16 protein-coding genes are annotated in these 23,924 nt (G+C 41.3%); 12 read left to right on the top strand and 4 right to left on the bottom strand.

The features are described 5' to 3' along the window. Nucleotides 1-31: 31 nt before the first annotated feature. The gene (locus ACEXOE_RS22660) at nt 32-1,369 is read right to left on the bottom strand and encodes a PDZ domain-containing protein (protein WP_394751164.1); all 1,338 of its coding nucleotides are present in this window, start codon (nt 1,367-1,369) and stop codon (nt 32-34) included. 148 nt (nt 1,370-1,517) lie between these two features. Between ACEXOE_RS22660 and ACEXOE_RS22655 the strand changes: the two genes are divergently transcribed. The 9 genes from ACEXOE_RS22655 to ACEXOE_RS22615 all read left to right on the top strand — a co-directional run bounded on the left by ACEXOE_RS22655 (nt 1,518) and on the right by ACEXOE_RS22615 (nt 10,402). Further along, the gene (locus ACEXOE_RS22655; protein WP_394751163.1) at nt 1,518-2,708 is read left to right on the top strand and encodes a pyridoxal phosphate-dependent aminotransferase; all 1,191 of its coding nucleotides are present in this window, start codon (nt 1,518-1,520) and stop codon (nt 2,706-2,708) included. After that, entirely contained in the window at nt 2,708-3,721 is a 1,014-nt protein-coding gene (murB, locus tag ACEXOE_RS22650; RefSeq protein ID WP_394751162.1) for a UDP-N-acetylmuramate dehydrogenase, read from the top strand. Before ACEXOE_RS22655 ends, murB begins: the two co-directional genes overlap by 1 nt. Nucleotides 3,722-3,937: 216 nt before the next feature. Further along, nucleotides 3,938-4,504, top strand: coding sequence for an RNA polymerase sigma factor (locus ACEXOE_RS22645; protein ID WP_394751161.1), 567 nt, complete (start codon nt 3,938-3,940; stop codon nt 4,502-4,504). Further along, nucleotides 4,501-5,259, top strand: coding sequence for an anti-sigma factor (locus ACEXOE_RS22640; RefSeq protein ID WP_394751160.1), 759 nt, complete (start codon nt 4,501-4,503; stop codon nt 5,257-5,259). The genes ACEXOE_RS22645 and ACEXOE_RS22640 overlap by 4 nt, the downstream gene beginning before the upstream one ends. A 73-nt stretch (nt 5,260-5,332) precedes the next feature. After that, a complete protein-coding gene (locus ACEXOE_RS22635) occupies nt 5,333-5,539 on the top strand; it encodes a membrane or secreted protein (RefSeq protein ID WP_394751159.1) in 207 nt (68 codons plus the stop codon). 44 nt (nt 5,540-5,583) lie between these two features. Next, nucleotides 5,584-6,153 carry an RNA polymerase sigma factor gene (locus ACEXOE_RS22630; RefSeq protein ID WP_394751158.1) on the top strand — a complete coding sequence of 190 codons (570 nt, stop codon included), beginning with the start codon at nt 5,584-5,586 and terminating at the stop codon, nt 6,151-6,153. A 38-nt stretch (nt 6,154-6,191) separates the two neighbouring features. Next, nucleotides 6,192-7,067 (top strand): lipoyl synthase, encoded by an 876-nt coding sequence (lipA, locus tag ACEXOE_RS22625; protein ID WP_394751157.1) that lies wholly within the window; start codon nt 6,192-6,194, stop codon nt 7,065-7,067. A 96-nt stretch (nt 7,068-7,163) separates the two neighbouring features. After that, a complete protein-coding gene (gap, locus tag ACEXOE_RS22620; RefSeq protein ID WP_394751156.1) occupies nt 7,164-8,174 on the top strand; it encodes a type I glyceraldehyde-3-phosphate dehydrogenase in 1,011 nt (336 codons plus the stop codon). Continuing rightward, nucleotides 8,171-10,402, top strand: a complete 2,232-nt coding sequence (locus tag ACEXOE_RS22615) for an ATP-binding protein (RefSeq protein WP_394751155.1) — start codon at nt 8,171-8,173, stop codon at nt 10,400-10,402. Before gap ends, ACEXOE_RS22615 begins: the two co-directional genes overlap by 4 nt. Here the strand turns inward: ACEXOE_RS22615 and lpxK are convergent. Further along, entirely contained in the window at nt 10,383-11,381 is a 999-nt protein-coding gene (gene lpxK / locus ACEXOE_RS22610; protein ID WP_394751154.1) for a tetraacyldisaccharide 4'-kinase, read from the bottom strand. The genes ACEXOE_RS22615 and lpxK overlap by 20 nt on opposite strands. A 49-nt stretch (nt 11,382-11,430) precedes the next feature. Here lpxK and ACEXOE_RS22605 point away from each other — a divergent pair, with 49 nt between their 5' ends. After that, nucleotides 11,431-12,525 carry a Nif3-like dinuclear metal center hexameric protein gene (locus tag ACEXOE_RS22605; protein WP_394751153.1) on the top strand — a complete coding sequence of 365 codons (1,095 nt, stop codon included), beginning with the start codon at nt 11,431-11,433 and terminating at the stop codon, nt 12,523-12,525. 2 nt (nt 12,526-12,527) lie between these two features. Continuing rightward, nucleotides 12,528-13,307, top strand: a complete 780-nt coding sequence (locus ACEXOE_RS22600) for a zinc ribbon domain-containing protein (protein WP_394751152.1) — start codon at nt 12,528-12,530, stop codon at nt 13,305-13,307. Between the two features lie 81 nt (nt 13,308-13,388). On the opposite strand, the gene ACEXOE_RS22595 is transcribed toward ACEXOE_RS22600, so the two are convergent. Together ACEXOE_RS22595 and ACEXOE_RS22590 are read right to left on the bottom strand one after the other, a co-directional pair. Further along, the gene (locus tag ACEXOE_RS22595) at nt 13,389-14,738 is read right to left on the bottom strand and encodes an FAD-dependent oxidoreductase (RefSeq protein ID WP_394751151.1); all 1,350 of its coding nucleotides are present in this window, start codon (nt 14,736-14,738) and stop codon (nt 13,389-13,391) included. 325 nt (nt 14,739-15,063) lie between these two features. Further along, nucleotides 15,064-15,612 (bottom strand): ClpP family protease, encoded by a 549-nt coding sequence (locus ACEXOE_RS22590; RefSeq protein WP_394751150.1) that lies wholly within the window; start codon nt 15,610-15,612, stop codon nt 15,064-15,066. A gap of 498 nt (nt 15,613-16,110) precedes the next feature. Between ACEXOE_RS22590 and ACEXOE_RS22585 the strand changes: the two genes are divergently transcribed. Then, a complete protein-coding gene (locus tag ACEXOE_RS22585; RefSeq protein WP_394751149.1) occupies nt 16,111-23,856 on the top strand; it encodes a Calx-beta domain-containing protein in 7,746 nt (2,581 codons plus the stop codon). Nucleotides 23,857-23,924: the final 68 nt, after the last annotated feature.

Raw genomic sequence — 23,924 nt, 5'->3', positions numbered from 1 at the left:
AGAAAGCCTTTCAATATGTTGAAGGGCTTTTTTATTTGAACGCATTGGTCAACACAAAACTGAAAAGCACATCTTTTCCGTAGCGATTTATCAAAACGCGCATACGTTTACCCTCTTTAGCATTCAAAAGCCCTAGAATCTCCTGTAATTTATAGGTATGCACTCTTTTCCCATTTACCGCCAAAATAACATCTCCTTCCTGCAATCCTGCTTCTTCGGCAGGGCTCCCTGCCCGAATTCCGGAGACAATAATTTCGGGTACTACACTTATTTTGGTTCTATTGTCCAAAATGATAGATACATCTCCTAAGGGCGACTTATCATCTACTTTTCCTGCGCCACCATAATTGGCGATTCTTTCGGCAATATATCGTACCCCATTGTGTTGTAATTCTATACCACTAAAGTTGTATTGAAAAGGAGCATTAAATAGTCGGTTTTTTTTGAGAAACACCTTATTATTTCCATAATCAAAAATAATATTGAAGCGTTTCAGAATTTCTCCGCCAACACTTCCATTACGATCTTTTCTTGTTCCAAATGCACTAAAAGAATCCATATGTGGAAAAGCTGCCTTAGCATCGTTCATCTGAAAACCACCTATGTTAACACTTTTAATTTTAGTTCTTTTGCCATAGATTTTTCCTCCTAAACCTTTTCCTAAAAAGTCTTCATAACTTTTATCGGGAACCCGCATTCCTTTTTCCTCATCAGGAAAAAGCCAAACCGCATCACTACTTCCTGTATCTACCATAAGTTTGACCGGGATATCCTCTTTTTCATCCAAAAAGACATTACCTTCTATATAAGGTTTTCTATGAAGAATGGCCAAAGGTAGAACTGAGGTTTTCTTATGTTCTTTAGGTTGAAAATATTTGGGGTCATGGAATTTAAGAACTTTACTGCTATAATTGATTTCAACAACAAAATCCCGAAAAAGATCATAACCAATAATACCATGAATGGGAACTCCCAAGGAAGGAGAAAAATTTAAATCATTGTCCAATACCACATATAAGAGTTGTTGCGGATTTTGAATTTGTTTCAGCCTAAATATATTTCCGCCCGATTTCAAGGCTTGAATTCCACCGTCTTCCCCCAAACCCTTAATGGTAATTTCAGAGACATTGTTTATCTGCAAGGAATCTTGATCAAAGAGGTTGAACAGGATAGGCCTGGTTACTCCCGAGTCCAGAATGAAAGACAATTTTGCACCATTGACCTCCATGGGAATAACAATAAGATTGTTGATCAATTCGAACTTTACTTTTTCAGTTTTTTTCCCTTCAGGCAAACGAAAACCTTGTGCTGCACTTATAAATGGAAAACAGAGCAGCAGGAAAAAAGTGATTTGCAAGTAACGCTTCATTCGCTATCTTTTAAGAAGTTATCACTCCTCAATATACAAAATATGCCTTAATTTTCCTAAGAGTTTAACATTGGTTCCATCGCAAATTAAATACTTTAGAGTATTGTTTTCTTCCTTTGGATTTCCCATTTTTGTCAAAATTTTGCATATGCCATCGATATCACAAAAAGGGCTATCCATGCCCGAATCCCCTATTCGAAAACTGGTTCCTTATGCCGAAGCGGCAAAAAAAAGAGGAACGGAAGTCATCCATTTGAATATTGGTCAACCCGATATAAAAACACCCCGAGTTGCCTTGGATGCCGTAAAAAACAATACGCTGGATGTTTTGGCCTATAGCCGAACGGAAGGCTCCGAAGAATACCGTGAAAAATTAACACAGTATTACGCCAAACATCAAATTGCGGTTGAAGCTGAAGATATTATTGTCACCACAGGAGGTTCGGAAGCATTGGCTTTTGTAATGGGTACGATTGCAGATGCGGATAATGAGGTAATCATACCAGAACCTTTCTATGCCAACTACAATGGTTTTGCTACGGCTGCCGGGGTAAAAGTAGTCCCAGTTGTTTCGGACATTGACCATAATTTTGCCTTACCTCCTATTGAGGCTTTCGAAAAGTTGATTTCTCCGAAAACCAAAGCCATATTGATTTGTAATCCCGGGAACCCCACGGGATACCTCTATAGTAAGGAAGAGATTCAACAATTGGCCTATCTGGTAAAAAAGCATGATCTTTTCTTGATTGCCGATGAAGTCTATCGGGAATTTACCTATGATGAGAAAGAACATTACTCCATTTTGCAGGAAGCTGGTTTGGAAGAACATGCCGTTATTGTAGATTCTGTATCCAAAAGGTACAGTATGTGCGGCGCTAGAATTGGTTGTCTGGTCTCCAGAAATAAAGAACTTATTGCAACGGCCTTAAAATTTGCCCAAGCGCGACTCTCCCCTCCCACCTATGCCCAAATAGCATGTGAAGCTGCCTTGGAAACCCCGCAGCACTATTTTGACGATGTGAAGAAGGAATATGTGGAAAGGCGAAATGTCTTAATCTCGGCATTGGAAAAAATAGAAGGCGTGCAAGTGGCTAGACCACAAGGTGCATTTTATTGTATTGCAGCCCTCCCTGTTGAAAATGCAGATCATTTTGCCCAATGGCTTCTGGAGGAGTTTAGCCTAGACAAAACCACGGTTATGGTAGCTCCGGCTGCTGGTTTTTATGCCACTCCCGGACTGGGAAAAAATCAAATTCGCATTGCCTATGTACTGGATAAAGAGCGCCTGATCAAGGCTGTGGATATTCTTGCTGAAGCGCTTAAATCATACAACAACTGATGGTCATTGAAGAATACATATCACTAAAGCCCTACAATACATTTGGCATTGATGTGAAAGCGCGTTTTTTTTGCGAAGTCACTAGCATCGACACCTTAAAGAAAGCCCTGTCCTCTGCAGTGCACGAGCGACACTTCTTTATTAGCGGTGGAAGTAATATGTTGCTTACCCAAGATATTGATGCTTTAGTTATTTATATCAATATTAAAGGCATAGAAATTGTTAAAGAAGATACGGAGGAAGTGACCCTAAAAGTCATGGCCGGGGAAAATTGGCACCATATGGTACTATGGACCTTAGACCGCGCCTATGGAGGCTTGGAAAACTTATCCCTTATTCCAGGAAATACCGGAACAGCCCCTATACAAAACATTGGAGCTTATGGAGTAGAACTCAAGGATTGCTTTGTGTCTTGCGAGGCCTTGGAATTGGAAAGTTTAAAAATGCATACCTTTTCCAAAGAGGCTTGTCAATTTGGATATCGCGATTCTTTCTTTAAAAATGAGGGCAAAGGCAAATATGTTATCACTGCAGTGTATTTGGTCTTGTCTAAAAACCAGCATAGTTTGCATACCTCTTATGGTGCCATTCAAGAGGAGCTTCGTAGTCATAATATTGCGGAACCAACGATCAAAGATATATCCAATGCCGTAATTGCAATACGTCAACGGAAACTCCCAGACCCCAAAGTTCTAGGCAACAGTGGTAGTTTTTTTAAAAACCCCGTGCTCTCCAAAGATGCTTTTGATACTTTCATAAGAAAGAATAACGGGGCGCCTTACTATGAGTTATCAGATGGCACCTATAAAATTCCCGCGGGATGGCTCATTGAACAATGCGGTTTTAAAGGAAAACGATTTGGGGATGCGGGAGTACATAAACATCAAGCCCTTGTATTGGTCAATTATGGAAACGCAAGTGGCCAAGAAATCTTGGATCTCTCCCAAAATATTGTGGAACAAGTATATAAAACCTTTGGCATAAGCATTGTCCCTGAAGTAAACATCATATAAATAACCCCTAACAATACAAGATTATTAGGGGCTATACCAAACCAAACTAACCAAAACTAAATGTACAATTCCAGTTGTACATCTATATTAAATTAAACTTTAAGAAACGCTAGGTATAACAATCAATTTTATATTTTAGCGTTTACCCTATATACGTTTCAATTTTGAGGTTTGGACGTTATGTAAGATTTTTTTTATTAATATAGCTGATATATAGTGAGCATACTACTTGAAAAGCATATTGTAGAATTACTCCAAGAACGCGATGAGAAGGCAATTTCCTTGTTATACGAGCACTATGGGGACACATTATATGGGGTGGCCTTTAAAGTAGTTCGAAATGAAGATCTGGCCCAAGATGTATTGCAGGAAAGTTTCGTGAAAATTTGGAAAAAATCGGATTCCTACGATGCCACTAAGGCAAAACTGTTTACCTGGCTCTTTAGAATAACCCGAAATACGGCCATTGATAAGCTAAGAAGTGTAAACACAAAATCCGATAAAGAAATCCAAATTGACGTTTCGGACGTATATAACTTAGGTATCAATAGCATTCGGCCCGAATTCATTGATGTTAAGGAAAATTTGGACAAAATAGAATCCAAGTATCAAATTGTCTTGGACGCACTATTTTTCCAGGGAATGACGCAACAGGAAGCGAGTGATGAACTCAATATTCCTTTGGGAACGATCAAATCAAGATTGAAAATCGGTCTCCGGGAATTAAAGAAGATTTATGGAACACCAGCTTTATTCTTGTTCTTAATACCGTTATTATTATGAAAGAAAAAATACGCATATTTTTAGATACGGATTTATTGGAAAAGTACCTTTTGGGCACTACCAGTACTGAAGAAACCCTGCAGGTTGAGCGGTATATTGCGATGTATCCGGAAGTGAGAAAAACCTATGATGAACTGCAGGAAAACCTAGAGACTTTTGCCAAAATGCACGCCATTAAGACACCTGAAGGTCTTAAAGACACTATTTTGAGCAGAATAAAAGCGGAGAACAAGGGTCGCAGACGATTTTTGCGGTATGCAGTAGCGGCAAGTTTCATTGCATTTCTCTTTGCTGCAGCTTCCTATTTTTTCTGGAATCAGAATCAAGATTTGCAAGAGGAAAACAAAATTGTTTCAAACAAAATTAAAACGCTTGAAGCAGATATGCGGGAGCAATTGGAAGATGTTAGAAATCAATTTATTGTACTCAACAATCCTCAAACAAAACGGTATACGGTAAAAGGGAACAAAAAAGCAAAAGAGTTAAAGGCCGTAGCGTATATCAACCCTGTAAAAAAGCTATCTTATATCAATGTAAGCAAATTGCCAAATCTTCCAGAAGATCAATGTTTCCAGATGTGGGCAGAGGTCAATGGTGAAATGGTAAATCTCGGTGTCATTCGGGAAGCGGGTGACAAAGATAAGTTATTGGCATTGCCCTACGCTGAAAATGCCATAGGGTACATTACCATTGAACCCAAAGGAGGTAATGAGACTCCATCTGTGGAGAATATCGTTGCGAATATCACCTATTAATTGGAAATCTTAAAGTAATTCCAATTTCATAGAAAAGGGTATTTAATTTTGTACCTTTGCATAAAAATTTTAGATGAAATTAGTTTTACTGACCATTGGATTACTCGCACTTGCTTTTGCAGGAATCGCTATTAAAATATGGTCTAAAAAAGATGGTAAATTTGCCGGCACCTGTGCCAGTCAAAATCCTTTTTTAAATAAAGATGGGCAAGCCTGCGGTTTCTGTGGGAAAATGCCAGATGAACAAGATTGCAAACGCGATACGGTGACCAACGCCTAGTTTCGTATTTGCAATTTTTGGTATTTACTTCTTAAAAATAGGGTTTGGGCAATTCTGAAGACACATCATTGGAACATATTATTGAAAAGGCGAAACTGGGCAATCAGATTGCATTTAGTTCCCTTTTGGATACCTTTTGGAATGACGTATATGGATTTCAATTGATTCGGACCAAAAATGAAAATGATGCAGAAGACATTACCATCCAAACCTTTTCCAAAGCATTTGACAAGATAGATTCTTATGACAGTTCTTATGCTTTTAAAACTTGGCTGATCACTATTTCAAAAAATATCCATGTGGATCTTATTCGAAAAAAGAAAAAGAATGTACTGGAAAATAGTGACTCGGGAAATAATGAAGCCATCAAAAAAGTTCTGGACGATGCACCAAGTGTTGAAGATCGTTTGATAACAGAACAGAATTTGGCTACCCTTCTTTTGTACATCAAGAAACTGAAACCGCATTATCAACAGGTGATCAATCTCAGGTATTTTAATGAATTCACTTATGCTGAAATATCCAAAGAGCTTAATGAGTCTGTAAACAACGTAAAAGTAAAGTTGCTAAGGGCCAAAAAGTTACTGGCCGAAGTCATTAAAAACAAAGATTAGCCAGTTATTTTGTTCGTATATTTGTATAAAAATTTACTTTGAGCACAAAAATTATAGATCAAGCGAATCCGCCTAAAGGAAAACCCAAATGGTTACGTGTAAAACTCCCTACCGGGAAAAAATATACGCAACTCAGAGGCCTTGTGGACAAATATAATCTGCATACTATCTGTACTTCGGGTAGCTGCCCAAATATGGGAGAATGTTGGGGCGAGGGCACTGCCACTTTCATGATTTTAGGAAATATATGCACAAGGTCCTGTGGTTTCTGCGGAGTAAAAACGGGACGTCCTGAAAGTATTGATTGGGAAGAGCCCGAAAAGGTGGCGCGTTCTATAAAGATCATGGGAATTAAACATGCCGTGGTTACTTCTGTAGATCGGGATGATATTAAGGATATGGGATCCATTATTTGGTCCGAAACGGTAAAGGCTATCAGGAGAATGAATCCAAATACCACTTTGGAAACTTTGATTCCCGACTTCCAGGGGATTCACACCCATCTCAATCGTATTTTGGACGTGGCTCCAGAAGTAATTTCCCATAATATGGAAACGGTTAAACGACTTACACGGGAAGTCCGCATACAGGCCAAATATGAACGAAGTTTAGAAGTCTTGCGCTACTTAAAGGCCAACGGAGCCAGAAGAACGAAGTCGGGCATCATGTTAGGGCTGGGTGAATTTGAAGAGGAAGTAATTGAGACATTGAAAGATCTTAGAAGTGCCAATGTGGATGTGGTCACTATAGGCCAATATTTACAACCTTCAAAAAAACATCTCCCCGTAAAGGAATTCATTACGCCCGAGCAGTTTAAAAAATATGAGGAAATTGGATTGAACATGGGATTTCGGCATGTAGAAAGTGGAGCGTTGGTACGCTCTTCGTACAAAGCGCATAAGCATATCGACTAAAAATATTCATTATGACTCGCATTCAAATTTCAAGAATAATGCCGTAGTACGTTAGCACAAAACGTATTTTATTCATTTTACAGACCCAACTCAAGCATGAAACAAGTTACCATAGGCATCAATGGTTTTGGTAGAATCGGAAGAACCTTATTTCGTTTATTGCACAAACATCCTCATTTAAAAGTAGTTGCTATCAACGATTTGGCAGATGCGCGCACCTTATCCCATCTCTTAAAATACGACAGTATCCATGGCGTTTTTAAGGAGACCATTGAACATCGGGACCAAGAAATCATCATCAATGGAGATACAATACCCCTCCTAAATCACGATAGCCCTGAAACTATTGATTGGGGATATCAGGGTGTTGATATTGTGGTTGAGGCAACGGGAAAATTTAAGTCCAAAGCCCTTTTGAATCATCACTTGGCCAATGGAGCAAAAAAAGTTATTCTGTCTGTACCTCCAACGGATGATGATATCAAAATGGTGGTCTTGGGAATCAATGAAGATTCGCTGACCGAGGAAGATACTATTATATCCAACGCCTCCTGTACTACAAATAATGCCGCCCCTATGATCAAGGTGATGCAAGATCTTTGTGGCATAGAGCAAGCTTATATTACCACTATCCATTCCTATACTACGGATCAAAGCCTGCATGATCAACCTCATAGGGATCTTCGTAGAGCGAGAGCTGCAGGACAATCCATTGTTCCGACCACCACAGGTGCGGCCAAGGCCTTAACCAAGATTTTTCCTGATTTAAGCGATGTTATAGGAGGTTGTGGTATTCGAGTTCCGGTACCCAACGGTTCTTTAACAGATATCACTTTAAACGTCAAAAAAGAGACCTCTATTGAAGAAATTAACCGCACTTTTCGGGAAATTTCGGAGAAAAAGCTTAAAAATATCCTTTTTTACACTGAAGACCCCATAGTTTCTATCGATATAAACAATAGTTATTACTCTTGTACGTTTGATTCTCAGATGACATCAGTTGTAGGTAAAATGGTCAAGATCATAGGTTGGTATGATAATGAAACTGGATATAGCAGTAGAATCATTGATCTTATGAATTTATTGATCACTAAAAATTATATTTGAAGTTTACATTTTTACATATAAGTAAAGGAAAAGCTATAGTACTAGGGCTTGTTCTCGCTATTTTTCAAACTGTTCATGGCCAGACGGACAACAGCTCTTCCAAAACCATCTATGACTACTTTCAAGAAGTACGAACCTACAGGCATCAGGATAAAATAACTTTGGCTCAGGAATCTTTGGAAAAGGCAGTTGCCCTAGCAGAGGAAAATGAAGATGAAAAGGCCTTAGTGGATTGCTATCATACATTTTCATTGCTGAATCTAGATCTTAACCGGGATGAAAAGGCCGTATTCTATTGGGATAGAGCCGCTGCCCTCCTTAAAGAATTGGAATTTCCTTATGGATCTGCCTTTCACAAATATATTGAAGCCTTACTGCTCTATAGAAGAGGGCAAAATTTTCAGGCACTCTATATGCTCAGCGAACCTGCTAAGATCAACAATGATCGGAACCTATTGAATAAAGTATTATTGGTAGAAGGGAATATTTTCATGAATATCGAAAAGTTCGAAAATGCCTATAAAAACTTCAATTCCTTGGTCGTCAACCAAGATATTTATGAAAAACACTACCTCACTACCCAGGCATATATTGGATTGGCACGACTGAATTTCCTAGAAGAAAAGTATGAAGAAAGTGTAAAAAATGGTTTGAGTGCCCTAGAAATAGCCAATGAAAACCTATTCTTTAAAGAGATTCTTGAAATCAATGAATTGCTGGGCACTACCTATGAAAAAATGGAAAGGTTTGATGAGTCCTTGGTACACAACAGGAATTTGCTCAAGATCAAGGATTCAATTTTCACCATAGAGAAACTGCAAACTGAAGTAAAAACTGCAGATAGGATACAGTTTGCGCGAATGAACAAAAAAATAAAGAGTCAGGAACAAGAAATTGAAGAGTTGAGTAAATCGGTCAACCGATCGGAAATCACGGCTATCTTAACTTCTGCATTCCTTACGATTATATCGCTCTTAGCCGTTTCTTTGTATCGAAACAATCAAATAAAATTAAAGACCAATGACCTTTTGCAAACAAAGAACAAAGAATTGCAATCGGCCAGGGACGAAGCGGTATCGGCCATGGAAGCCAAAACCAACTTTTTATCCACAGTAAGCCACGAATTGCGAACACCGCTATATGCCGTCACCGGGCTCACCCATTTATTGCTGGAAGAAGACCCCAGTGAACATCAGAAAGAGCATTTAAAGTCCCTGAAATTCTCCGGAGATTACCTCTTGAACTTTATCAATGATATTCTTCAAATCAATAAAATTGACGCAGACAAGCTAGAAACATTGAACATTCAGTTCAATCTTAAGAAAATATTGCAGGAAGTTATAGACTCCCTACATCCAAGTGCCAAGGAGAATACAACAGAAATCGTCTTAGACCACGATGAGAGCATCCCACAACACCTTATGGGTGACCCGCTTAAACTATCACAGATTTTTATCAATCTTGTAGGTAACGCCATTAAATTTACCAAAGGAGGAAAAGTAACCGTTATTACGCGCTTATCTAAAAAGGATGAGCATGATCTGGATTTATATTTTGAAGTAAAAGATAATGGTATTGGTATTTCCGAAGAAATGCAACAAGGTATTTTTGACAGCTTTGAACAAGGATCCATACAAATCAATAGGGAATATGGGGGCACCGGTTTAGGACTGACTATCGTGAAGAGTCTACTTGGTTTATTTGGTAGTAAAATACAATTGAAAAGTACCTTGGGCGAAGGGAGTTCTTTTTATTTCCATTTAAACCTAAAAAGCAAGGATGATGTCATAGATGATACTCCTTTCCAAATAACACCGGAGACCTATGAGTTGGAAGGTTTGCATTTGTTGGTGGTGGAAGACAATAAGATCAATCAGGTGATCACTAAGAAAATGTTGAATAAAAAAGATATCACCTGTGATATCGCCAGCAATGGTACCCTTGCCGTTGAAATGGCAGAAAAAAATACCTATCATGGCATTTTAATGGACATTCATATGCCAGGAATCAGTGGGGAAGAAGCAACGATCAGAATTCGAAAATTTGATAAAGAAATTCCTATTATTGCCTTAACAGCGATTTCTCTAGACGATAGTTTGGAAAGTTTTTACGCTGCCGGATGTAATGATGTGGTCACCAAACCCTTTAAACCCGAGCTTTTCTATCAAAAAATTGGAGAGAACATCTTTAATCCCAAATACAAAAAGACTAGTTCACAAAAGTCCTAATGGCCTGGAGCAAACTTGCTTCCCCCTCTCCTATAAAACCATGTGCCATTTCAATATAATATAGGTCCTTTACCTTTCCCTCCAAACGAACATAATCTTTCTCCGTGGTTAAAACGATTTCTTTACTATTGAAAAGTGTTATTTCCTCCGTTGAAAAAAAATGATGGTCTCTAAACGACAAATGTTCCACAATAATACCTTCTGCTTCCAAAAATGAGACCAATGGTCCAGGTATGGCGATTCCGGTCACCAAAGTGATTCTTTTGTTCTTTAGCGATTCCAAACTGATATTGTTTTGGGTTCCCCTTAATTCCCTTTCATACACTATGGTACTAAACAGCACTTGTTGATGTTCCAAAGGTTGCAAGCGATTTCGTACCTCTTCCATGGTCTCCTGGTCAATGTCTCTGGGGCATTTGGTCACTACAATAGTATCTGCACGTTTTACCTGATTCTTATGGTCCCGTAAGCTACCACTAGGGATATAATAATCATCTACATATAAATTACCATAGGCCGTCAGCAGAATCGCATAGTCCGCCTTGACTTTTCGATGTTGAAAGCCGTCATCCAATACAATGAGTTCAGGGGAGATTTCGCTTTCTAAAATACGTATCCCAGCACTCCTATTGGCATCTACGGCAACCGTGACATCTGGAAACTTGGATTGGATTTGAAAAGGTTCATCTCCCAATGCCTTCACTTCTTGGGTGTCATGCCCCCAAACAAACCCTTTGGATTTTCTGCCATACCCCCTACTGAGAACCGCTATGTTATAGGTTTCCTTTAAATTGCGCAACAGTAGTTCTGTCATAGGGGTTTTCCCCGTTCCGCCCAAACTTAAATTTCCAATACAAACTATGGGAGTATCAAAGGTATTGGACGTAAAAACACCTTTGTCATAGCAGTAATTCCGTAGAAAGACTACAAAACCATAAAGCCATGAGAAAGGAAGTCCTATAATTCTTAAACTGCGCATCGGAACGAAAATATAATATTTTATCTTTGATAACGCTATAAAATTTAAAATGATCGTAAAAGAAGTTATTGCTGTACTCGAAGAATTGGCCCCTCTGGCCAATGCCGAGGGTTTTGATAATGTGGGCCTCTTGGTAGGAAATAAACAAATGGAAGTTTCGGGCGTATTGGTCACCTTGGACACTTTGGAAAATGTAGTTGATGAGGCCATTCGTAAAAAGTGTAATCTTATCGTTAGCTTTCACCCTATTATTTTTGGAGGTTTAAAAAAGCTTACGGGAGCATCCTATGTAGAACGAGTGGTCATTAAAGCCATAGAGCATCGCATTGCTATATATAGCATGCATACCGCCTTAGATAATGTTCCTAAAGGGGTGAATGGAAAAATTTGCGAGGTATTGGGGCTCCGCAATACCCGTATTCTAATTCCAAAGGAAAAGGTCATCAAAAAGTTGACCACTTATGTTCCAAAGGATGATGCCGATAGATTGAAAGATGCCCTATTTTCTGCTGGTGCAGGAAATATAGGCAAATATTCCCATTGTAGTTTCAGCACAGCGGGTATTGGGAGTTATAAGGCAGGAAAAGATGCCAAACCCACAAAAGGGACGATAGGGAAGACGCATTTGGAAGAAGAGATTCAGCTACATATTACCTATACCAGAGCCCAGGAAGCGGAAATCCTTAAAGCATTGCGAAAAAATCATCCTTATGAAGAAGTGGCCTATGAAATCATTGGCTTGGACAATACTGACCAGCAAATGGGTATGGGCATGATCGGAGAATTGGAACAACCTATGGGTGAAATTGCGTTTTTTGAATTCTTAAAGGAAAAAATGCAGGTATCTTGCATACGCCACTCCCAAACTTTAGGAAAAGATATTCGAACCGTAGCTGTTTTGGGGGGAAGCGGAGCTTTTGCCATAGGAGCCGCGAAAGCCCAAAAGGCAGATATTTTTATTAGTGCCGATATCAAATACCATCAATTTTATGAAGCAGAAAACAAAATGGTCATTGCCGATATTGGGCACTATGAAACCGAGCAGTTTACAAAAAATTTATTAGTTGACTATCTTACGAAAAAAATTCCTAATTTTGCAGTCTCTTTATCAGAGAGTATAACAAACCCGATCAAGTATTATTAAGTATGGCAGGAAAGGCAGAAGCTACAGTAGAAGAAAAATTAAGGGCATTGTACGATTTACAATTAATCGATTCTAGAGTTGATGAAATCCGCAGTGTACGTGGGGAACTCCCCTTGGAAGTTGAGGATCTTGAAGATGAAGTTCTTGGATTAAAAACCAGATTGGATAAATTGAAAACCGATATTGAGACGGTCAATTATGAAATCGGTGCTAAAAAGAACCTTATTGAAGAAGCTAAAGGATTGATCAAAAAATATACGGAGCAGCAAAAAAACGTTCGAAATAGTAGAGAGTTTAATTCGTTGACCAAAGAAGTGGAATTCCAAGAATTGGAAATCCAATTGGCAGAAAAGAACATTAAGGAATTTAAAGTTCAGATCGAACAGAAGAAGGAAGTTGTCTCTGAAACAAAGGAACGCTTAAGTGAGAGAGAATCGCACTTAAAGCATAAAAAAGGGGAACTGAATGCCATTTTAGCAGAAACTGAGAAAGAGGAAAAAGCGCTATTGGATACTTCAGAGAAATACCAGCAAGAAATTGAGGAGCGATTGGTAAAAGCGTATAAGCGCATCCGCAACAATGTAAAAAATGGATTGGCGGTTGTACCTATCGAAAGAGGAGCTTCTGGTGGGTCTTTCTTTACCATTCCCCCACAAGTACAGGTGGAGATTGCCGCTCGCAAAAAAATAATCACCGACGAGCACAGTGGTCGTATTTTGGTTGACCCAACACTCGCCGAAGAACAACAGCAAAAAATGGAAGCTTTATTCGCTAGTTTATAAAGTACTTTCTAGGTATATAAAATCAGAACGCCATCGATATCGATGGCGTTTTTTATTTGTCTTTTCAATGGGAAGAGCGTATTAGGATGTTTTAAGGAGTCGTAGTATTTCTTCCTCCACACTTTTACTATCCCATCTATCCTCAATATCGGGCAATTGCATGATTTGTTGCATGATTTTCTCTTGCCTATCCCCTATTTCCAACGCTTCTTCATAGGGCCGTTCTGAAAAAGTTACCCTAGAATAAACGGGAATCCATTGGTCCGGATGCTTTGTGGAAAAGTGTTTTTCAATCTTTTTCTGTAGCAAAAATTTTGCGTCTGCCGTTTTACTACTCATTTCAACAAAATTCCGGTAACTCAACTCTGCAATTGCATCGGCATTTGGTTTTCTGGATTCTTGATATTTTGAGAAAATCATTTCCCAATCATTTCCGTATTGCTCAAACAACTGATGCAACACATAAATATCTTCAAAACCAGCATTCATCCCCTGTCCATAAAAAGGAACTACGGCATGGGCAGAATCTCCTACTAAGGCAACTTTATCCCAATAGGTCCAGGGATAACATTTCATAGTCACCATGGCACTGGTGGGGTTTTTAAAAAAATCTCCGATGAGATTCTCAATATCCCCCATTACATTGGGAAAATAGGTTTTAAAAAAGGTCTTAGCTTCCTTTTTGGTAGACAGCGACTCAAAAGATACTTCTCCCTCAAAAGGCATAAAAAGCGTACAGGTAAAACTTCCATTTAGGTTGGGCATGGCAATGAGCATAAATTTGCCTCTTGGCCAGATGTGAAAAGAATTTTTATCTAGTTTGTGGGTCCCATCTTCTTTAGGGGAAATGGTCAATTCTTTGTATCCAACGTTGATAAAAGATTGGGAGTAATCAAATCGGCTTCTTCGCTGCATCTTATGACGAACTCTTGAAAAAGCACCATCGCAACCAAAAATAATATCATAGCAGTATTCCTTCCAATTACTTTTTTCTTCTTCTCCCGTATATAATTTGGCTTCTGGCAAATTAATGTCCCAAACTTTTTCTTCAAATCTGAAAATGGCCCCGGCCTCTTCTGCCAAATCAATCATTCTCTTGTTCAAAACTCCCCTCGAAATGGACCAAATAGCCTCGCCTTCCTTTCCATAATGCTGAAAATAAGTAGGGCTGTCCCGCACGTGCATTGCTCTTTTATCTAAAGGAATAGCTATTTTTTTGATCTCATCCTCCAAGTCTACCTGCTTCAAGGCGTTCCATCCCCGATTACTCATTGCCAAATTAATGGAGCGTCCAGAAAATTGAATTCTTCTGATATCTGGCCTTCGATCAAACACCGTTACCGTATGTCCTTCTTTTTTTAAGTAAATCGCTAATAACGACCCTACCAATCCCGAGCCAATAATGGCAATGTTTTTAGGGTCTTGTTTCATAATATGTGCATTGAACAATGTATGGGTAAAACCATAAAAATACTAAAAATAAAGGATTTGAAACCTATGGCAAGGCGTCGGATTGTTATTTGACCCGATCTCGATCACAAAAGGCGATGTAAGGATTTAAACACATTGGAGACTATACTAATAGCATATACAATTTCCTTTTTTAGTAGTTTTTTAACAATCCTACTTGAACCATACAGGAGATATTTAACGTATATATGATAAAATACTATTCCGCGAGAGCGTCTATATATATCCAGAAAGTCCTTTACATTCATAGTGTAAAGGACTTTTTCAATACTGGTATTTTTTCTGATTATTCCAAAATCCCGTCTACAATGCCATAGGCAACGGATTCTTCTGCACTCATCCAGTAGTCACGGTCAAAATCCTTCATTACTTTTTCAAAATCCTGTCCGCAGTTTTCCGCCAGAATTCTAGCACTCAATTCACGGGTCTTGATAATTTCTTTGGCTTGTATCTCAATATTGGAAGCCTGCCCTCTTGCGCCACCACTAGGTTGATGTATCATTACTTGTGCATGAGGCTGTATAAAACGCCGTCCTTTTTCACCTACGGAGAGTAAAATAGACCCCATAGACGCTGCAAGACCCGAACATACGGTTGACACTGGGCTTTTTAAAGATTTTATGGTATCATACATTGCAAAACCAGAAGTAACATATCCTCCCGGACTATTGATAATCAATTGAACTTCATCGTTATTTAGCATATCCAGATACAATAAACGATCTATGACATGTTTTGCAGAATCATCGTCGACCATACCCCATAAAAACACTTTTCTTTCTTCTAGCAATTTTTCGTCGATGGCCTGCTGAACCTTACCTTTTTTAGAACTCATGTTTATATTTTATTTAAAATCAAAATTAATCAATTATTTGCGAAAAAATACCTCGAAAATAAATCTGTCAGATAGAACAGCATCTTTGACGATATCTTACGCTAAAGGTAAAAAGAAGTGGTCATTTAGAAAAAAGAAAAACCGTTCACCGATAGTGTTATTGCATTCAACGGATATCCTAAAAATGTTGTCTTACATATTCATCTACAGAAAATAACACTTTATCGACATATTGGTCTCAGAACGAATATAAAGCCTTATACAACGGGTAAATTCCAGGTAAACAGCCACTTTGCAATTCCTTTGTATCAGAATTTAAGCCCAAAATCTAATTCTGAAAAATACATAAATCTTAACCTATGGAAACTATATCGCAAATTAGCGCGCACTCAAAACTGCTTGATGTCCAATTCCTTACTGGAACTTTCTTCGGACAATCCAAATAAATCAGCAGTATACTAGATCACATTCTTTCATACCTACTTAAAGCACAGTACTATGAGTCTATTCAGAAAGTTATTCTCAATAACCTTATTTCTAAGCATCCTTGGAGTTCATGGACAAGTCCAGAAAACATTTACACCGCGGTATTCAGAAACAATCAACGGTGATGTTACCATGATTGCCAATAATGTCCTGTCCAGAACCAGCACAGGAAATTTCAATGGCAGCTCGGACAATCAAGAAAATTTTAGTGTTTTTGTCGATATCGATTCCGACAATAGCACTTTCAATTCAAGTAATGCCACCTTGGTGAAGCCCTTGGGCGTGCCAAATTCCTGTATCGGGATCAGAAAGGTTTTGCTGTATTGGGCCGCATCCGATAAGGAATACGATCCTAGTGAAAACACTGGGGATGGAGGAACGGTTGAACCCAATTCACGTTTCGACCAAGTAAAGCTGATGTTGCCCGGAGAGACTTCTTATAATACGGTTACGGCGGACGAAGTCATCTACAGAGGTAGGGATTTTCATTTTTTTAATGATCCCTACATTTGTGTTAAGGACATCACTTCCGATGTTTCAGATTTGACAGACCCTTATGGAACCTATCAAATTGCAAACTTGAAAGCTACCGAGGGGACGTTGGTTCCCCATGGCGGAGGAAATTTTGGTGCCGCCGGTGGATGGCAAATTGTTTTTGTCTACGAGTTTCAAAGCTTGACCAGAAAGAATATTACCTTATTTGATGGGTATGCCCATGTAAGGAACAATGCTTCGGTAGATGTTCTTTTTGATGGTTTCACTACTGTTCCAAGTGGACCTGTAAATGCTGATATCGTATTGGGTTCCATAGAAGGAGATCGCGTATTGAACGGGGATACTTTTCAGATTTTAAAATCAGATAATACCTTTGAAAGTATTAGTACTTCACAAAGAGACGCCAATAACTTTTTCAACAGTAAGATTACCTTGAACGGTAGCGATTTTCTGAATAGAAATCCTGCCAGTACCAATACGCTGGGATATGATGCTTCTATTTTTCAATTAAGCAATACCAGTAATCGACTTATTGACAACAATCAAACATCGGCAACTTTTAGAGCTACCTCAGGAAGCGAATCGTATGGGCTTTACTTGATGGGATTCTCTGTAGAAGTTTTTGAGCCTAGTCTAGGGAATTTAGATTTTACAACCACTTCTTCTTCCACTAGTTTTAATCCTGGGGGAGATGTGCAACTAAGTCTTGGTATAGAAAATTCAGGAAATGACAATATTAGAAACTTAGTAATTTCTACCATCATTCCTGCAGAAGTTGATTTCTTGAATACGGAACCTCTTCCAACAGGAGTGACTTCTTCCTATAATGCCAGCACAAGAGAGCTGCTATTCACCATTGCCGATGGATTGACCGATGTTGGCGATGCTCCATTTAACCTAGACTTTAATGTTAGCGTCAAAGAACAATGTTATTTCTTGGAATCGGTTTGTGCTGGAAACTTTGAAATTCAGGCTATAGCCAATTTTACGGGAGAGATCAATACTGCACCACAAACGACCAATAGTTCTGGAACTACAGATGCCTGTTCCAATGGAAACCATGACCCCACGGTTATAGGGATCAATAGGCCCGATCAAGTGAACTTTGCTACGGCAGTCAATGCCTTGGATAGAACCATATCTTGTAGTGATACGGCCGCCCTAAATGCAGCACAAGCTTTAGTTCCCACTACAGAGTTCTGTAATTTTACCTTGAACAAAGTTTCGGGGAACTTTGTTCCCAATCCTGGATGTGATGTGGAAGGAACTTATACCAATACCTGGACTTTTACAGATGCCTGTGGTAGAACAAGTGAAACCTTTACACAAGTAATTACCATTGAAGATACTACGGCTCCAGTATTTGACGGTACTTTGCCCGCAGATATTCCTGCAGCCGCCAATAATATCCCAACAGCAGATATTCTGACTGCCAGTGATACTTGTGATTCCAATCCTTTGGTAGTACTTAACGAAACCTTTGTTGGAGATAATACGAGTGATACCTACACCATCATAAGAACTTGGACCGCATCAGATTGTGCCGGAAACGAAACGATACACGTGCAACGTGTATTTGTTACAGAAAATGGAGATCCATTAGGTCTTACCATTAATGATATTGGTGTAAATGAAGGTGATGGTACGGCAACCTTTGCTGTACGTCTTACTGGAGAGTTTGGTGCGTTTTCTGTGGACTATGCCACAGCAAATGCTACGGCCAGTGCTCCAAACGATTTTAACGAAATAACCACTTCTTCCCTCTCCTTTAATGGAAATCACGGGGAGATTCAAAACATCAGTGTTACCATAGTAGATGACCTTTTAGTGGAAGCTACGGAAACATTTACCGTGGAATTGAGCAATCTAACACCCAATGTTACTGTTATCAATAAAGCTACCGGTACAGGTACTATCAACGATAACGACAATGCTTCAATACGAATAGCAGATGTTACTGTGGATGAAGCCACAGGAAGTTTTAATTTAGAGGTTACTCTTAACGGAAACGTTCAGGAAGCATTTACGATTGATTTTTCTACTGCAGATGCTACGGCTCTTGCCGGAAATGATTATGTGGCTGCAACGGGTCAAGTTTCATTTCCTGCTAACAGTACAGATGGAGATACACAACCTATTGTTTTAAACGTGAATGATGATGATCTTATAGAAGAAACCGAGACCTATCTTTTAGATTTAAACAATCTTGTTAGTGAAGGTGTGGTAACTATTGCCGATAACCAAGGGATTGTAACCATCACCGACAACGATGCCGTGGCAGGGACGGGACTTGATTTTGACAATACCGATGTGACCGTGGACGAGGCCGCCGGGACCGCTACCTTTACCGTAAGGCTTACCGGGAACGTACCTGGTGGATTTACCGTGGACTTCGCCACTGCCGATGGTTCTGCCATCGCGGGGGAAGATTATAGCGCAAACTCCGGGACATTGACCTTCTTGGGGAACAATGACGAAACGCAGAACATCGTTATCGATATTACCGACGATGCCCTTATAGAGAACACCGAGGGATATGTGGTGGACCTTTCGGGACTCTCCACTGCCCTTATCGGGATCAACACCCCACAGGCCAACGGGAACATCACCGACAACGATGCCGTGGCCGGAACGGGACTTGATTTTGACAATACCGACGTGACCGTGGACGAGGCCACCGGGACCGCTACCTTTACCGTAAGATTGACCGGGAACGTACCGGGAGGATTTACCGTGGACTTCGCCACTGCCGATGGTTCCGCCATCGCTGGGGAGGATTATAGCGCAAACTCCGGGACATTGACCTTCTTGGGGAACAATGACGAAACACAGGATATCGTGATCGACATTACCGACGATGCCCTTATAGAGAACACCGAGGGATATGTGGTGGACCTTTCGGGACTATCCACTGCCCTTATCGGGATCAATACCCCTCAGGCCAACGGGAACATCACCGACAACGATGCCGTGGCCGGAACGGGACTTGATTTTGACAATACAAATGTGACCGTGGACGAGGCCACCGGGACCGCTACCTTTACCGTAAGATTGACCGGGAACGTACCTGGTGGATTTACCGTGGACTTCGCCACTGCCGATGGTTCCGCTATCGCGGGGGAAGATTATAGCGCAAACTCCGGGACATTGACCTTCTTGGGGAACAATGACGAAACGCAGAACATCGTTATCGATATTACCGACGATGCCCTTATAGAGAACACCGAGGGATATGTGGTGGACCTTTCGGGGCTATCCACCAGCCTTATCGGGATCAATACCCCTCAGGCCAACGGGAACATCACCGACAACGATGCCGTGGCCGGAACGGGACTTGATTTTGACAATACAAATGTGACCGTGGACGAGGCCGCCGGGACCGCTACCTTTACCGTAAGGCTTACCGGGAACGTTCCGGGCGGGTTCACCGTGGACTTCGCCACTGCCGATGGTTCCGCCATCGCGGGAGAGGACTATAGTGCGAACTCCGGGACATTGACTTTCTTGGGGAACAATAACGAAACACAGGATATCGTTATCGATATTACCGACGATGCCCTTATAGAGAACACCGAGGGATATGTGGTGGACCTTTCGGGACTCTCCACTGCCCTTATCGGGATCAACACCCCACAGGCCAACGGGAACATCACCGACAACGATGCCGTGGCCGGAACGGGACTTGATTTTGATTCCACGGACGTGACCGTGGACGAGGCCGCCGGGACCGCTACCTTTACCGTAAGGCTTACCGGGAACGTACCGGGAGGATTTACCATGGACTTCGCCACTGCCGATGGTTCCGCCATCGCGGGAGAGGACTATAGTGCGAACTCGGGTACGCTGACCTTCTTGGGGAACAATGACGAAACACAGGATATCGTTATCGATATTACCGATGACAACCTTATCGAAACTACAGAGGGATATGTGGTGGACCTTTCAGGACTATCCACCAGCCTTATCGGGATCAATACCCCCCAGGCCAACGGGAACATCACCGATAACGATGCCGTGGCCGGAACGGGGCTCGATTTTGACAATACAAATGTGACCGTGGACGAGGCCGCCGGGACCGCTACCTTTACCGTAAGGCTGACCGGGAACGTTCCGGGAGGCTTTACCATGGACTTCGCCACTGGCGATGGTTCCGCCATCGCTGGGGAGGATTATAGCGCAAACTCCGGGACATTGACCTTCTTGGGGAACAATGACGAAACACAGGATATCGTTATCGACATTACCGACGATGCCCTTATAGAGAACACCGAGGGATATGTGGTGGACCTTTCGGGACTATCCACTGCCCTTATCGGGATCAATACCCCCCAGGCCAACGGGAACATCACCGACAACGATGCCGTGGCCGGAACGGGACTTGATTTTGACAATACCGACGTGACCGTGGACGAGGCCACCGGGACCGCTACCTTTACCGTAAGATTGACCGGGAACGTACCGGGAGGATTTACCGTGGACTTCGCCACTGCCGATGGTACCGCCATCGCTGGGGAGGACTATAGTGCGAACTCCGGGACCTTGACCTTCTTGGGGAACAATGATGAAACACAGGATATCGTGATCGACATTACCGACGATGCCCTTATAGAGAACACCGAGGGATATGTGGTAAACCTTTCGGGACTATCCACTGCCCTTATCGGGATCAATACCCCTCAGGCCAACGGGAACATCACCGACAACGATGCCGTGGCCGGGACGGGACTCGATTTTGACAATACAAATGTGACCGTGGACGAGGCCACCGGGACCGCTACCTTTACCGTAAGATTGACCGGGAACGTACCGGGAGGATTTACCATGGACTTCGCCACTGCCGATGGTTCCGCCATCGCGGGAGAGGACTATAGTGCGAACTCCGGGACATTGACCTTCTTGGGGAACAATGACGAAACGCAGGATATCGTTATCGACATTACCGATGATGCCCTTATCGAAACTACAGAGGGATATGTGGTGGACCTTTCAGGACTCTCCACCAGCCTTATCGGGATCAATACCCCCCAGGCCAACGGGAACATCACCGACAACGATGCCGTGGCCGGAACGGGACTTGATTTTGACAATACCGACGTGACCGTGGACGAGGCCGCCGGGACCGCTACCTTTACCGTAAGGCTTACCGGGAACGTACCGGGAGGATTTACCGTGGACTTCGCCACTGCCGATGGTTCCGCCATCGCTGGGGAGGACTATAGCGCGAACTCGGGTACGCTGACCTTCTTGGGGAACAATGACGAAACACAGGATATCGTTATCGATATTACCGATGACAACCTTATCGAAACTACAGAGGGATATGTGGTGGACCTTTCAGGACTATCCACCAGCCTTATCGGGATCAATACCCCCCAGGCCAACGGGAACATCACCGACAACGATGCCGTGGCCGGAACGGGGCTCGATTTTGACAATACAAATGTGACCGTGGACGAGGCCGCCGGGACCGCTACCTTTACCGTAAGGCTGACCGGGAACGTTCCGGGAGGCTTTACCATGGACTTCGCCACTGGCGATGGTTCCGCCATCGCTGGGGAGGATTATAGCGCGAACTCGGGTACGCTGACCTTCTTGGGGAACAATGACGAAACGCAGGATATCACCGTTAGTATCACGGACGATGCCCTTATCGAGAACACCGAGGGATATGTGGTGGACCTTTCAGGGCTCTCCACTGCCCTTATCGGGATCAACACCCCACAGGCCAACGGAAATATTATAGATAATGATAGTACGGATGGTTATCCTATGGATCTTACCGTAGATTCTTGTGATGATATTCCAGCTACGGATACCATTGTAATAGATAGAGCATGTGATGTTACCTTAACACATCACGATGACATTATCTCTGGAGATACAGACGCTTGTCCTTCTGAGTATACCATTACCAGAACGTGGACTGTAACCAATTGTAATGGGTTCACCACAGAGCATATCCAAACCATCACAGTCTTGGATAGGGATAAGCCTGAATTTGTAGGCAGCTTGCCAACAGATACCACAGCTAGTTGTGATACGATTCCCGTTGCAGAAGTATTAACTGCCACCGATAATTGTAGTGGTATTGCCACTGTTGATTTTAATGAAGAAATCATAAATCAAGATGCTAGTTGTCCAAATAACTATCAGATTATCCGAACTTGGACGGCTACAGATTGTGCTGGTAATACAGCAGTGCATACACAAACTATTCAAGTAGAAGATACCACGGCGCCTACCTTTGTAGAAACTTTGCCGCAAAACATGACGGTTAGTTGTGATAGTATTCCCGATGCAGAAGTACTTACTGCCGTGGATAATTGTGATACTCACGTAGATGTTTCCTTTATTGAAACCATCACCAACGATGCCAATTGTGCAGAAGGGTATACCATTACCAGAGTATGGAGGGCCATGGATTGTTCTGGAAACCCTGTAAATCATACACAGATATTGACTATTGATCCTACCGGACCAATTTCAGTAAATGATTATGAGGAAGAAATAACCATTACTTGTGGGGATGCTATTCCAGAAGTACCAGAGCTTGTCTTTACGGGAGGTTGCGGTGATTATCAAGTAGTGTTCAATGAAGTAGAGGAGTTCTCCGATACCTCAGATGATTATATGATCATAAGATCTTGGGATGTAACGGATGCTTGTGGAAATACAGGACATTTTGAGCAAATTGTATTTGTGCTACAACCAAAATTGGAAGAAATAAGTATTAGCCTATGTGTTGAAGACAATGCTATTGATCTGACATCTTATTTGCCTTCTTCTTTTGATGCCAATGGAACATTTACCATTGACGGAAGCAATATCGATTTGCCACAAGGAAACTTCGATCCTTCCCTTTTTGAACTAGGAACCTATACTATCTTGTATAGTGCCACCCAGGCCAGCTGTAACTATCTTGCGGAATTTACCATAGAAGTACATGCAGACTGTGTACCTTGTGGGGTAGATCAACTGGAGTTCTCCAAAACCATTACGGCTAATGGCGATGGGAAAAATGATTTCTTTGAAATTAAAGGAGCAGAGTTCTGTGACTATATTTTTGAAGTACAGATTTTCAATAGATGGGGGAACATTGTTTACCGATCTGATGATTATCAAAACGATTGGGATGCCGTAGCTCCTAACAGCTCGTTTGGAAGTTCGGGAACAGTTCCATCCGGTACGTATTACTATATTGTAAATATTAAAAACAGTGATATTAAGACCATCAATGGATTCCTTTACATTGGCGCAAACTAATTCACTATAGAACACCCGTAAAAAAAGCCGACTTTTTCAAAGTCGGCTTTTTTTATGTTTTTTTCCTT

This window comes from Spongiimicrobium salis, from assembly GCF_043678055.1.
GTDB lineage: Bacteria > Bacteroidota > Bacteroidia > Flavobacteriales > Flavobacteriaceae > Spongiimicrobium > Spongiimicrobium salis.
Note: the sequence above shows the minus strand (reverse complement) of the source record. Positions and strands in the feature narration are given on the sequence as shown.